At 63.6% G+C, this 12,270-nt stretch carries 12 protein-coding genes; 7 read left to right on the plus strand and 5 right to left on the minus strand.

All coding sequences use genetic code 11. From position 1 onward, the window contains the following. Window positions 1–140: 140 nt before the first annotated feature. The 3 genes from lnt (at window position 141) to aroC (ending at window position 5,026) form a co-directional block, all read left to right on the plus strand. On the plus strand, window positions 141–1,685 hold the full coding sequence (gene lnt / locus JFN90_RS16180; protein WP_199396166.1) for an apolipoprotein N-acyltransferase: 1,545 nt from the start codon (window positions 141–143) through the stop codon (window positions 1,683–1,685). 110 nt (window positions 1,686–1,795) lie between these two features. Next, on the plus strand, window positions 1,796–3,928 hold the full coding sequence (glgX, locus tag JFN90_RS16185) for a glycogen debranching protein GlgX (protein WP_199396167.1): 2,133 nt from the start codon (window positions 1,796–1,798) through the stop codon (window positions 3,926–3,928). A 15-nt stretch (window positions 3,929–3,943) separates the two neighbouring features. Then, window positions 3,944–5,026, plus strand: coding sequence for a chorismate synthase (gene aroC / locus JFN90_RS16190; RefSeq protein ID WP_199396168.1), 1,083 nt, complete (start codon window positions 3,944–3,946; stop codon window positions 5,024–5,026). 6 nt (window positions 5,027–5,032) lie between these two features. Here aroC and JFN90_RS16195 read toward each other — a convergent pair whose 3' ends face one another. Together JFN90_RS16195 and JFN90_RS16200 are read right to left on the minus strand one after the other, a co-directional pair. Further along, complete coding sequence (locus tag JFN90_RS16195) at window positions 5,033–5,461, minus strand: hypothetical protein (protein ID WP_199396169.1); 429 nt, start codon at window positions 5,459–5,461, stop codon at window positions 5,033–5,035. Between the two features lie 5 nt (window positions 5,462–5,466). Continuing rightward, entirely contained in the window at window positions 5,467–5,916 is a 450-nt protein-coding gene (locus JFN90_RS16200) for an AtaL-like protein (protein ID WP_199396170.1), read from the minus strand. A 215-nt stretch (window positions 5,917–6,131) separates the two neighbouring features. Between JFN90_RS16200 and JFN90_RS16205 the strand changes: the two genes are divergently transcribed. Continuing rightward, the gene (locus tag JFN90_RS16205) at window positions 6,132–6,647 is read left to right on the plus strand and encodes a DUF1440 domain-containing protein (protein WP_199396171.1); all 516 of its coding nucleotides are present in this window, start codon (window positions 6,132–6,134) and stop codon (window positions 6,645–6,647) included. Between the two features lie 50 nt (window positions 6,648–6,697). After that, complete coding sequence (locus tag JFN90_RS16210; protein ID WP_199396172.1) at window positions 6,698–7,567, plus strand: sterol desaturase family protein; 870 nt, start codon at window positions 6,698–6,700, stop codon at window positions 7,565–7,567. Window positions 7,568–7,651: 84 nt separating this feature from the next. On the opposite strand, the gene JFN90_RS16215 is transcribed toward JFN90_RS16210, so the two are convergent. From JFN90_RS16215 to JFN90_RS16225, 3 genes are all read right to left on the minus strand, one after another. Further along, window positions 7,652–7,837, minus strand: a complete 186-nt coding sequence (locus JFN90_RS16215; protein ID WP_199396173.1) for a hypothetical protein — start codon at window positions 7,835–7,837, stop codon at window positions 7,652–7,654. A gap of 136 nt (window positions 7,838–7,973) precedes the next feature. After that, window positions 7,974–8,486: a M48 metallopeptidase family protein gene (locus JFN90_RS16220; RefSeq protein ID WP_199396174.1), complete on the minus strand. Its 513-nt coding sequence runs from the start codon at window positions 8,484–8,486 to the stop codon at window positions 7,974–7,976. Between the two features lie 75 nt (window positions 8,487–8,561). Further along, on the minus strand, window positions 8,562–9,866 hold the full coding sequence (locus JFN90_RS16225) for a 4Fe-4S dicluster domain-containing protein (RefSeq protein ID WP_199396175.1): 1,305 nt from the start codon (window positions 9,864–9,866) through the stop codon (window positions 8,562–8,564). Between the two features lie 272 nt (window positions 9,867–10,138). On the opposite strand from JFN90_RS16225, the gene bioF reads away from it, so the two are divergent. Beyond that, window positions 10,139–11,308 (plus strand): 8-amino-7-oxononanoate synthase, encoded by a 1,170-nt coding sequence (gene bioF / locus JFN90_RS16230; protein ID WP_199396176.1) that lies wholly within the window; start codon window positions 10,139–10,141, stop codon window positions 11,306–11,308. Between the two features lie 179 nt (window positions 11,309–11,487). Beyond that, a complete protein-coding gene (locus JFN90_RS16235) occupies window positions 11,488–12,267 on the plus strand; it encodes an alpha/beta fold hydrolase (RefSeq protein WP_199396177.1) in 780 nt (259 codons plus the stop codon). Window positions 12,268–12,270 lie beyond the last annotated feature (3 nt).

Consider the following 12,270-nt stretch of genomic DNA (forward strand, 5'->3'; position numbering starts at 1 on the left):
TTCCCCAAACACTAAGGGGACAGGCACCTGGCGGAGCCAGTCCCCTAGATTGTGCTTATTAAGCGGCTGTGCTATCGTGCCAGCCTGCGCAAGCGTCGGGCCGCATCCGCGGCTGCAGTTATTCCGAAAGAGGTCCATCCTTGACTACTTCCACAAACTTCAAGTTCCTGCTGCCGTGGTGTGCCGCGGTGGTGACCGGCATCCTCATGTTCCTGGGCTACGCCGGCTTCGATCACTTCTACCTGGAATGGTTCTTCCTGGTCCCCCTGCTCTGGGCGCTGCGGGACCAGCGGCCGGCCCGCGCCTTCTGGCTCGGCTGGCTGGCCGGTATCGTCGGGCATGGAGGAGGCTTTTACTGGATCATCCAGATGTTCCAGCAGTTCGCGGGTGCCCCCTTTATCGCCGGGGTATTCGGCCTTTTGCTCCTGGCCGCCGCCAACGGCATGGTGCTGGCGCTCTGGGCGTGGGGGACGACTGTGTTAACCCGGGACCGGCAATGGCGGGTGCTCTGGGTGGCACCGGTATTGTGGACCGCGATCGAGAAGCTCTGGCCGGAGGTCTTCCCCAACTATCTCGGCGCGAGCCAGTACCGCATGGCGCATCTCACCCAGATTGCCGATTTTGCCGGCATCCTCGGCGTCTCCTTTCTGGTGGTCTACATCAACGCGACTCTGTTCTGGGTGACGCTCCGCTGGCGCGAGCAAAGGGCTGTGCCCTGGGGGGCCGTGTCGGCGCTGGCCGTGACGCTTATGCTGGTGGCGGGGTACGGGGAAGTGCGCCTGCGTGAGGTGGATCGAAAGCTCGCCACGGCGCCCACGATGACCGTGGGGCTGGTGCAGACCAACCGTGGCGCGGCGGAGAATCACCTGGCGGTGGAGCTGATGCAGAAGGAACACCGCGAGATGTCGCAAGAACTGGTAGCGGCGCGAAAGCCGGACCTGGTGGTCTGGCCCGAAGGGGTACTGAGCGTTTCCCTCAACTCCCGCCAGGGGAGTCTCCCCACCTGGGCGCTCGGCGACCTGCACACCCCGCTCCTCTTCGGGACCTGTCTGCAGATCAGGGAGGAGGGGGAGACACGCTTTTGCAACAGCGCGCTGCTGGCGGACGGCTCGGGACGCATCCTCGGCAGCTACGACAAGACGGTGCTGGTTCCCTTCGGTGAGTACATCCCCTTTGGCGACATCTTCCCGCAGCTCTACGCCTGGTCCCCCTACAGCGCGAAGTTCTTCTCGGGCCGGAGCGTGGAGCCGCTCAAGCTGGGCGACCGCCTGCTCTCGGTCAGCATCTGCTACGAGGACATCTTCCCGACCCACATCCGGAAGCTGATGCGCGGCGGACGCGCGGGGCGGCAGCCGGAGGTGATGGTCAACATCACCAATGACTCCTGGTACGGCAACTCGGTCGAGCCGATGGAACATTTGGCGCTGGCCAGCTTCCGCTCCATCGAAAACCGTCGCTCGCTCGTGCGCGGCACCAATACCGGCATCTCGGCCATCGTCGACCCCGCCGGCCGCATCGTCAGCCGTACCGGAGTCTGGACCAGGGAGGTCCTGGTGGGGCGGGTGCCGCTTTGGAAAGGTGGGACGCTGTACGGAGCGGCGGGTGACTGGATCGGCTGGCTCTGCGCGGTAATCTCGGTGTGCCTGATTGCCGCAACGACTCTTTCTAAAAAAGCACGCGCCTGAGTTTGACTGAAAAACAGAATGATCTATAGTCTCACAGGATCAAAAGCGCAGTCAGAGCCTCACCCTCACAGAGAGCACGGTCAAGCTATGTGATCGGTCGGAAGGAAACAATGACGAGATCGGCTGGAAGAGCAGGCAGGAAAAACGGCGAACTCCCCAAGGGAAACACCTCCCCACTGGGCGCGACGGTGATACGCGGTGGGGTGAATTTCAGCGTCTTCGCCAGGGATTGCACCGGGGTGGAATTGCTCCTCTTCGACCACGCCGACGATGCCACCCCCGCCCGCGTCATTGCTCTCGACCCCAAGTGCAACCGTACCTATCATTACTGGCACATCTTCGTCCCCGGCATCGGTGCCGGCCAGCTCTACGGCTACCGCGTCGCCGGTCCCTTTGAGCCGCAACGGGGACGCCGTTTCGATCCGGGCAAGGTGCTGATCGACCCTTATGGCCGCGCCATCTCCGTTCCTGACGGGTACTGTCGTGGCGACGCCTGCCTTCCCGGCGACAACGCGGTGAGCGCCATGAAGAGCGTTGTGGCGGACCCGCGCGGCTACGACTGGGAAGGGGACCTGCCGCTCAAGCGCCCCTACTCGAAAACGGTCATCTACGAGATGCACGTGGCCGGCTTTACCAAGCACCCTTCCTCCGGTGTCGCCGAGGAGAAGCGCGGCACCTACGCGGGACTCGTAGAGAAGATCCCTTACCTGAAGGACCTGGGCATCACCGCGGTCGAACTCCTCCCGGTATTCCAGTTCGACCCGCTGGACGCCCCCTTGGGGCTGCGCAACTTCTGGGGCTACAGCCCGGTTTCCTTTTTCGCGCCGCATGCCGCCTTCAGCTCCACCAAGGGGCCGCTGGGGCCGTTGGACGAATTCCGCGACATGGTCAAAGCGCTGCACAAGGCCGGCATCGAGGTGATCCTGGACGTGGTTTACAACCACACCTCGGAGGGGGATCACAACGGTCCCACCTTCTGCTTCCGCGGTTTCGCCAACGACGTCTACTACTCTCTCGACGCCGACGGCAGCTACATCAATCACACCGGCTGCGGCAATACCCTGAACGCCAACCACCACGTGGTGCGCCGGTTGATCATCGACTCCCTGCATTACTGGGTCAAGGAGATGCACGTCGACGGCTTCCGCTTCGATCTCGCCTCCATCCTTTCCCGCGACGGCCAGGGGCGCCCGCTCAAGAACCCGCCCATCCTCTGGGACATCGAATCCGACCCCGCGCTGGCCGGCATCAAGCTGATCGCCGAGGCCTGGGATGCCGGGGGGCTGTACCAGGTGGGGAGCTTCATCGGCGATAGCTGGAAGGAGTGGAACGGCGAGTTCCGGGACGACGTGCGCCGTTTCCTGAAGGGAGATGAGGGGGTGGTGTCACGTTTCGCCGCACGGATGCTGGCGAGCCCCGACATCTACGGGCACCAGGAGCGCGAGCCCGAGCAGAGCATCAACTTCGTCACCTGCCACGACGGTTTCACGCTGAACGACCTGGTCTCCTACAACGACAAGCACAACGAAGCCAACGGCGAGCACAACCGTGACGGCTCCGATACCAACCTGAGCTGGAACTGCGGCGTTGAGGGGGCGAGCGCGGATCCCGACATCGAGGCGCTGCGCAACCGCCAGGTGAAGAACTTCATGGCGGTTACCCTGATGGCGCTGGGGACCCCGATGATCCTGATGGGGGACGAGATGCGCCGCACCCAGCGCGGCAACAACAACGCCTACTGCCAGGACAACGAGCTGGGGTGGTTCGACTGGGACCGGCTCGCCGCGCACCAGGATATCTACCGTTTCACCAGGGAGCTGATCAGGGCGCGGCTGCGGCAGAGCGACACCCCGACGGAGACGCTGACGCTGAACCAGCTCCTGGGGCAGGCGCGCCTGGAGTGGCATGGCGTCCACCTAGGCACCCCGGACTGGAGCTACCAGTCCCACAGTATCGCCCTCACGGTCTGGAGCGCATCGAAGCACCTCGTGTTTCACTACATGGTCAACGCCTACTGGGAGCCGCTCACCTTCGCGCTGCCACCGCCCAGAAGGCTTCCCGGCGGTGCCTGGCACCGCTGGATCGACACCTCGCAGGCATCGCCAGAGGACATCTCCCCCTGGGAGGCCATGCCGGTGCTGGGTTCGGAGAGTTACCGGCTGCCGCCGCGCAGCTTCGTCGTCCTGGTGGCCAAGCGGCACTCCAGAAATTCCTCCCGGTCGGCTGCCCCGGCCGCCGGGTGAGGGGAAGGAGCTGATATGTCATCCGTCTTCGGTACCTTGTTCAGAGTTTCCACCTTCGGCGAGAGCCACTGCGCAGCGGTCGGCGCCGTTGTGGACGGCGCACCGGCCGGGATGCGCCTTTGCGAGTCCGACATCCAGCCGCAACTGGACCGCCGCCGTCCCGGGCAGAGCGCGCTCAGCACCCCGCGCGAGGAAGAAGACCTGGTCACCATCCTCTCCGGCGTGGAGGGGGGCGTGACCCTGGGCACCCCCATCGGGCTCATGGTCTATAACCGCGACCAGCGCCCCGGCGATTACCAGGAGATGTCACAGGTTCCCCGCCCTTCGCACGCCGATTACACCTACCAGGTTAAGTACGGGGTGCGCGCCTCCAGCGGCGGCGGGCGCTCCTCCGCGCGCGAGACCATCGCCCGCGTGGCGGCCGGCGCCATCGCGGAAAAGTATCTGGCCGAGCGCCACGGCGTGGAGATCGTGGCCTGGGTGGACAGCGTGGGGGCGCTTGAGGCCGGCGCCGTCGACCTGGAGCGGATCACGCGGCAGCAGGTGGACCAGCACCCGGTCCGTTGCGGCAACCCCACCATGAGCCAGGCCATGGCCGACCTCATCACCCAGGTGAAAAGCCGCGATGATTCCGTGGGAGGGACGGTAAGCTGCGTCTGCCGCAACCTGCCCGCCGGGCTCGGCGAGCCCGCCTTCGACAAACTGGAGGCCCTTCTGGCGCATGCCATGCTCTCCATTCCCGCCAGCAAGGGTTTCGAGATCGGCTCAGGCTTCAGCGGCAGCCGCATGCTGGGCAGCGCCCACAACGATCCCTTCGTGGACAAGGGGGGACGGCTCGGGACGGCGACGAACTACTCGGGAGGCGTGCAGGGGGGGATTTCCAACGGGGAGCCGATCTATTTCCGGGTGGCCTTCAAGCCGCCGGCGACGGTGGCCCTGCCGCAGAAGACCGCCCGCTTCGACGGCAGCGAGACCATCCTGGAGGCCAAGGGGCGCCACGACCCCTGCATCGTGCCCCGGGCGGTGCCGGTGGTGGAGTCGATGGCGGCGCTGGTGTTGATGGACCTGTTGTTGAGGCAGGAGTACCGCAAGAGGTAGGAACTGCTAGCGCTGGCAGGCCTGTTGGAGGACGAGCCCCATGCGCGTGTCGGGTGGCAGGTATTGCCACTGCGTGGCGGCGGCCAGATCGCTGGTTTTGAGGATGTTGCCGTTTTTATCCAGGTGGCTCGACGCGAGCAGGTGCCCCTCCCGCTCCTCGCAGTTGATCTCGTAGCTGTAGAGGGTTTCGTGCAGCATGGCCGGTTGCGGCAGCCCTTGCAGCATCTTGAGGGCTTCCTTCTTCCCCACTTCGCTGTAGACTACCCGCGTCTTGACCTGGAGCACTCCTTCCCGCACGATGTTGCTGCCGCTTCTGTCGTAGAAAAAGCTGGAGTCGCTGTTCTCGTCCAGGAGAAACCAGTCCGGCGCCGCGCACCAGGCCGCGGTCGAGAACAGGCACGCCGCGCACAACGTGGCAAGAAAGAACTTCCGCATCGCCCTTACCCCCTCGAGTCCGATTCCTCCGCCCGCATCTTTACCTTCTGCATCTCCGTCTCCAGGTCGGTGAGGATCTCCTCTTCCCCCCGGACCCCCCCCTGGACCTTCAGGGACTTGCGCAGCAGGTCCAGGTCGTACTCGAGGTAGAGCGGGGCCACCGGGCTCTGCCGCGCCGACTTCACGATCTTTCTCACGATAAAGCCGGTGAACTGCGGGTGTTCCACCAGTTCATGGCGCAGTTCCCCGTCGTAAGGGCGCACCAGCACCCGCTCTTTGACCTCTTCGCCGTGCAGCGTCATCTCGGAGATGAAGACGTCAGGGCTTTCCTCGGTGACCCGGGCCTCCGCCACCCCCTGCATGTAGCGCTCCGGGTGCTGCAACCGGTCCATAAGCATATTCCACAGAGTCTTGTGCTCGCAATGTACCACCACCTGCAGTGTGCGGACCAGCATGGGAGCCTCCTGTTATTCGTCGCGCTGCTGCCGGGGGATCGGCCGACGTAATTATAAAACGCTCTCTTGTATGGTCAAGCGGCGCCTCCCGGGTAAAGTCCCATAAATTGTATGTGTTGCGGGAAATTGACAGATGACCTGCCCGGACTACAATGGGGGAATTGTCCGGACCACTGGAAAAATCAAACGACGATGCAGGCGCGAAGGAGGCTGTCATGTCCACGGAAGACGGCTTGCGGTCCTTGGTGGCACAACACCCGGTCCTTACGGCCATGGCGGCCGGCTTGATCGCCGGTGCGGTGGCGGCCGGCAGCGACAAGGTACTGGACCGGCTGGTGAGCACAAAGCAGAAGAGGCGTGATCGGCGGGTGCGCGAGGCGCCGGCCCACCAGATGGCCGGGCCCTACCTCGCCTCGAAACTGCTTGGCCGCAGGCTGAGCGCCGTGGAGAAGAAACGCGCCAGTGCCGGTTTCAGTATTCTCTACGGCCTGGGCTGGGGCATTATCCACGGCAGGCTCGCGGCGAAGTTCCCGCGCCTCACCCGCTGGGGCGGGCTTCCCTTCGCCGTCCCCTTCTTCTGTGCCTGCGACGGAGTGATAGCGCCGCTGCTCGGGGTGTCGCCGACTCTGCGTCACATTCCCTGGCAGCCGAGCGCGAAGGAGTTGGGAAATCATGTCGCCTGGACCGCCGCTGCCGAACTGGTACACCGGGTGGCAGGGGAGCGGTCATGAGGTCTGTCACTGCAGGGTTGTCGCACCAAGCGGCGCAAGGGGAGTAAGATATGTCGGGTCGAAGGGATCGATTGAAGGGGGAGCTCCCCAAGTGGCTGAACGGGATGCTGATCTTCGGCACCGTCGCCGTGGTTACCGCCATGGAACTCAGGCGTCCGCTCAGGAAAGACCGGGATGACAAGCTGCGGCGCAACGCCCGCAACGCCGCCTTCTCGGTCCTGGCCGCAGCCACCGTGGGGCTCGCCGAGAAGCCGGTGGTGGGACCGCTGGCCCTGCGGGTGCAGTCAAAGCGCCTGGGGCTTTTAAAGCTCCTCGGTCTTCCTGCGTGGGCGGAGGTGGTGCTTTCCGTCCTGCTCCTCGACTACACGCTCTTTGTATGGCACGTGCTGACCCACAAGGTCCCCTTGCTCTGGCGCTTCCACAGGCCGCACCACGTCGATCTCGATCTCGATGCCAGCACCGCGCTCCGCTTCCATTTCGGTGAGTTGCTCCTTTCGGTCCCCTGGCGTGCGGCGCAGGTCCGCCTGATCGGCGTCTCCCCCTTCGCCCTCGCTCTGTGGCAGACCCTTACTCTCATGGAGATCCTGTTCCATCACTCGAATCTGAGGCTCCCCCATCGGGTCGAGAGGCGCTTGTGTCGCGTCATCGTCACTCCGCGCATGCACGGAATCCACCATTCGGTGGTGAGGGAGGAGAGGGATTCCAACTGGTCTACCATCTTTGCCTGGCCCGATTACCTGCACGGCACCATTCGCCTCAACGTGCTACAGGACTCGGTGGACATCGGGGTGGCCGGCTGCCAGGACCCGCAGCAGCTGACCTTCTCCAGGGTGTTGGCAATGCCCTTCACCCCGCAGACGGAAGTGGAAGGTCCCAAACGCGAACCGCTGCCGGTGCCGACGACAGTGCTGGCAGTCTGACCTACTGTCTGCCGAATGAAAGAGACCCATCCGAAATATCCGATGGGTCTCTTTTTTTGTCCGGCACCGAGCTTTGCGGCAGATTCAGGCCAGCGGCCCCCGGGGCGGGTCTTTGGGCCGGGTCTTAACCACGCCGCTCAGGATGGCGATGCCGAGCAGGATGATGGCAACGATGGCGATCTTGAACATGGCCACACCTGCCGCGACCAGAGCCCAGGCGACGCCGGCGATAATCAGAATGAACCCGACGATGTAGAGTGCGAACGACATGGGATCCTCCTTGTGCCAGGTTGGGGTGGGTGGTGATTGGTTGGTGGTTGCTAATTTTTGACAGAGTAAATGCTAACGGGAGGCCTTCAGTTGTCAATGGCGGGGGAACGGCGAGGTGCGCGGACGGGTGGGGAGCTCAGGCTTCCTGGTACAGCGGGCCGAAGGCGTCGAGGTGGGTCAGGTACAGCCTCATGTCGAACTCGAGCTGGTGGTAGCCAGGCTCCATGTACTCGCAGAGCTGGTAGAAGGCCTTGTTGTGCTCCTTCTCCTTGAGGTGGGCCAGTTCGTGCACCACGATCATGCGCAGGAACTCGACGGGGGCGGTCTTGAATACCGTGGCGATGCGGATCTCGTGCTTGGCGGTGAGCTTGGCGCCCTGGACACGGGACACGAAGGAGTGCAGGCCGAGGGCGTGGTTGATCACGCTGATCTTCGGGTCGTAGCTCACCTTGCTGAGTGGCTGCGACTTGCGCAGGAATTCGTTCTTCAGGTTGACGGTGAAGTCGTAGAGCGCGCGGTCGGTCCTGACCTGGTGCGGGGTGGGGTACTTGGTCAGCAAAACGCCCCCCAGCTCGTTGTTCGCCAGGAGGCGCTCCACCTTGGAGGTGACTTGTTCGGAGTATCCTGCCAGGTATTTCAATCCGCGCATTTCATTGTTCCCGAAGCGATGTGGTACGATCAGCGGCGAAAGTAGCACATTGCCCGGTGAAGTGCAAACCCGAGGTCACAGCCGCAGGGGCAGCCGGCTGGAGCGCTCGGCGATCCTCTGCATCATCCCCCCCAGGTAGCGGGAGCCGAGCTCACTGGCGGCCAGCTTCTGTTTCACCGCCGGGAGCCTGAGGATGGCCCCGATCAGGGCCGCCATGGCGCGGTGGTTGAACATGGCCCGGTTGTCCCAGATGAGGTGCTGCAGTTTGCCGCGCTCCAGGGCCATCAGCACCAGCCGGTGCGCGTTGTCCACCGGGGTCACCACTCTTTCGGCCTTGGGGATGAGAACCAGGGAGTTGGTGCGGCACACCCTCACGCAGACGCCGCAGCCGAGGCAACGCTCCTGGTCCTGCACGCATCTGCGCTGCCAGGGGTGCTGCGGGTCGTTTGCCGACACCAGCCGCATGGCTTCAGCCGGGCAGGCGTCAACGCAGCGGCCGCAACCGCTGCAGCGTTGCGGTGTTAATTCCGCGAGGTAGTTGGTGCTGCAGACCAGTTGGAGGTTGCAGAACTTGCGGGCCCGGATCAGGGTTTCGCAGCAGCAGCTGCAGCAGTTGCAGATGGAGCTGACGCCGAACTGCGCGTTGTCTGCCACCTGGATCAGGTTCTGCTCCCTACTCTGCTGCAGGAGCTCCAGGCACTGCTCGGGGCCTATCTCCCGCGCATGTCCGTGTCGGATCAAAGAGTCGGCCCGGTCGTCAAAGACCATGCAGGTCTCCAGGGGAGCGGAGCATGCCCTGCCGACGTGCCTCATCTTGTGGCGGCAGCTGCAGGTGCCGATGCCGATGCGTTTGGCACCCTGGACCACTTCGCTCGCCCGCTCATAGTTGAATAGCCGCGCCAGGTTGGAGGAGGGGACCTGCTCCTCGTCCACCATGATCCTGGTGCTTGGGGTGCTGCCGGTGTAAAGGTCGCGGATAAACTCCTCTTCCTGGCTCAGATACTGGTTGAGCAGCCGGCTGAGGGCGGGCTGGTCCACGTCCTTTCTGACCCGCATCAGCACGAAATCGAGAAATCCCGCCATGGGAGGCGGCAGGATGTAAAGCTTTTCCCCTTCCTGCTCCGTGTCCAGCAGCAAGCCCCGCTCGGCCAGCCCTTCCAGGGTGCGGTAGGCCTCGACTTCCCGCACACCCCAGACGTGGGCCGCTCGTGCCGCCGAGAAGGGGTGCATGGGGAGTTGCCCCACGAGCTTGGCCTCCTGTTCGGTGAATAGCAGGGCGAGTATCTTGGCGAACAATTCTGAGGGGGGAGCGCCCTCGGGGAATCTTTCCAGGCGCTCCATCAACGAGCTGTATCCGTTGTGGCTTTGGAGATGCGGCATGGCGGCTCTCCTGATGGTTCTGCGGGGCAAGTAGCAAGATGGGACAGTGGTTGGATTAAAAAAACTTTAAGAGTATATCCCGGTTCGAAGGGGGCGCAATTCCGCCTAAAGTCGCGCCCAGACCGGCCTGCTGCTCCTTTCCGCTGTCAATTCAGGTGCATATGTCTAGCTATATGTATTCGTCAACCATCGTCGGTTGTCAGGTTGACGAACCGGAGCGCCTGTGTTAATAACAAGGCTCTACTTTCACCCCGGCATGGAAAGGAGAAGCTGTGCAGACATTCGCAGAAGAACTGGACCAGTTGCGTTCCCAAGGGCTGTACCGCAGCATGCGGGTAATAAAAGGGGCGCAGGGGAGCCACGTCGACTTGGACGGCAAACGGGTGCTCCTGCTTTGTTCCAACAACTATCTCGGGCTGGCCGACCATGCCGCGCTGCGCAGGGCGGCGGTCTTCGGTGCGGCTTTGGGGACAGGAAGCGGCGCCTCCCGCCTGGTTTCCGGCACCATGGAACTGCACATGGAACTGGAGGAGCGTATCGCCCGGTTCAAGCGAACCGAAAAAGCGCTGGTGTTCAACTCCGGCTATGCCGCCAACACCGGAATCATCTCCGCCCTGGTCGGCCGTGGCGACGACATCTTCTCGGACAAGTTGAACCATGCCAGCATCGTCGACGGCGCACTCTTGTCGCGGGCGAATTTTCACCGTTTCCCGCACCGGGACATGGCGGCCCTGGAGCGGCTGCTTCAGGAAAAGGCGGGCACCGGTCGGCGCCTGATCGTCACCGACGGCGTCTTCAGTATGGACGGCGACATCGCTCCCCTGCAGCGGATGGTGCAGCTCGCCCGGCAGCACGATGCCCTGCTCATGGTCGACGATGCCCACGGCACCGGCGTTCTCGGTGCGACCGGACGCGGCACGGCCGAACTCCTCGGGGTTATGGACGGCGTCGACATCCACATGGGGACGCTGGGCAAGGGGCTCGGGAGCTTCGGCGCCTATGCGGCCGCGTCAGCAGAGATCTGCGAGTACCTGGTGAACAAGGCGCGCAGTTTCATCTTTTCCACCTCGCTGCCTCCGGCGGTCCTGGCTCCGTCCGTCGCGGCGCTGGACCTGGTCGATTCCCGTGAGGGCAAGGAGCTGCGGGACCGGCTGGCGGCGAACGTGGCACTGTTCAAGGGCAAGTTGGCCGCTGCTGGCTTCGATACCATGGGGAGCGAGACCCAGATCGTCCCGATCTTCGTTGGGCCGGCCGAGGCGACCATGCAGTTCAGCCGGGAGCTTTTGGAAGAGGGGATCTTTGTGCAGGGGATCAGGCCGCCCACTGTTCCGGCCGGGAGCTGCCGCCTGCGCTGCACCATCATGGCAACGCACGAACCCGCCGATCTCGAAGCCGCGGCCGACACCATCGCGCGGGTTGGGAAAAAGCTTGGGGTAGTTTAAAGATTCAAAGCTGTTACGCGAAGAGCGCAGAGTAGTCGCAAAGAGCGCGAAGAAGAACAAACCACTGGAAAACTTGGTCTCGGTTTAACCCGCATCAGGAATTCATCGCGTGCTTCGCGCATGCTTCGTGTTCTTTGCGTAACTACTTTTCATGGTTTGTAGAAAGGACCAACACTCTGATGACCCTTCATTTTCAGGAGACAGGAGCTGGACGACCGGTTGTTTTTGTCCACGGCTGGGCCATGTCCGGCAGGGCCTGGCGTTTCCAGCAGGAGTTGCAGGACGCGGCACGGCTCATCTTTGTGGACCTGCGCGGCCACGGCCATTCCGCACCGGCCTCGTCCTACACCATCGATGACTACGCTTCTGACCTGGCCGCTCTCTTTGAGGAACTGGCCTTGCAAGACGCGGTTCTCGTGGGGTGGTCGATGGGGGTACAGGTCGTGCTGCAGGCTTTCCCGGCGCTGCGCTCCCGCCTGGCCGGCATGGTGCTGGTGGGGGGCAACGCCAGGTACGCGAGCTCGGACGACTACCCGCACGGCAAGGCGCCGGTCGAGGTGAAGGGGATGGGGCTGCGCCTGCGGCGCGACCACCAAAAGACCATGGGCGATTTCTTCAAGGGGATGTTCGCGGAGGGGGAACTGGACCATGATCTCTACCAGCGCATCGTGCACGAGATTGTGCTGGGGGGGCGCTCTGCCGACCACGAGGCGGTGATGCAATCGCTGAACATCCTTTCCACCGCCGACCTGCGGGAAGGACTGCCGCAGGTGGACCGGCCGGTGCTGGTCATTCACGGTGAACAGGATACGGTCTGCCCCGTCGCTGCCTCTGAATATCTGGCGCAGCACCTCCCGATGGCGCGGCTGGAGAAATTCCAGGGGTGCGGGCACGCGCCTTTCATGACCAGACCCGAGCGGTTCAACGTGGTGCTTCGCGATTTCATCGCAGCGCTCTAGTTT

This window comes from Geomonas propionica (assembly GCF_016458235.1).
Classification (GTDB): domain Bacteria; phylum Desulfobacterota; class Desulfuromonadia; order Geobacterales; family Geobacteraceae; genus Geomonas; species Geomonas propionica.

What these genes read in the sequence shown, in the direction of transcription:
- JFN90_RS16220 (WP_199396174.1), bottom strand. Translation starts at nt 8,486, where the DNA reads ATGCGCGGATTGAAATACCTGGCAGGATACTCCGAACAAGTCACCTCC.
- JFN90_RS16215 (WP_199396173.1), bottom strand. Translation starts at nt 7,837, where the DNA reads ATGTCGTTCGCACTCTACATCGTCGGGTTCATTCTGATTATCGCCGGC.
- aroC (WP_199396168.1), top strand. Translation starts at nt 3,944, where the DNA reads ATGTCATCCGTCTTCGGTACCTTGTTCAGAGTTTCCACCTTCGGCGAG.
- JFN90_RS16195 (WP_199396169.1), bottom strand. Translation starts at nt 5,461, where the DNA reads ATGCGGAAGTTCTTTCTTGCCACGTTGTGCGCGGCGTGCCTGTTCTCG.
- JFN90_RS16200 (WP_199396170.1), bottom strand. Translation starts at nt 5,916, where the DNA reads ATGCTGGTCCGCACACTGCAGGTGGTGGTACATTGCGAGCACAAGACT.
- JFN90_RS16235 (WP_199396177.1), top strand. Translation starts at nt 11,488, where the DNA reads ATGACCCTTCATTTTCAGGAGACAGGAGCTGGACGACCGGTTGTTTTT.
- JFN90_RS16225 (WP_199396175.1), bottom strand. Translation starts at nt 9,866, where the DNA reads ATGCCGCATCTCCAAAGCCACAACGGATACAGCTCGTTGATGGAGCGC.
- JFN90_RS16210 (WP_199396172.1), top strand. Translation starts at nt 6,698, where the DNA reads ATGTCGGGTCGAAGGGATCGATTGAAGGGGGAGCTCCCCAAGTGGCTG.
- JFN90_RS16205 (WP_199396171.1), top strand. Translation starts at nt 6,132, where the DNA reads ATGTCCACGGAAGACGGCTTGCGGTCCTTGGTGGCACAACACCCGGTC.
- glgX (WP_199396167.1), top strand. Translation starts at nt 1,796, where the DNA reads ATGACGAGATCGGCTGGAAGAGCAGGCAGGAAAAACGGCGAACTCCCC.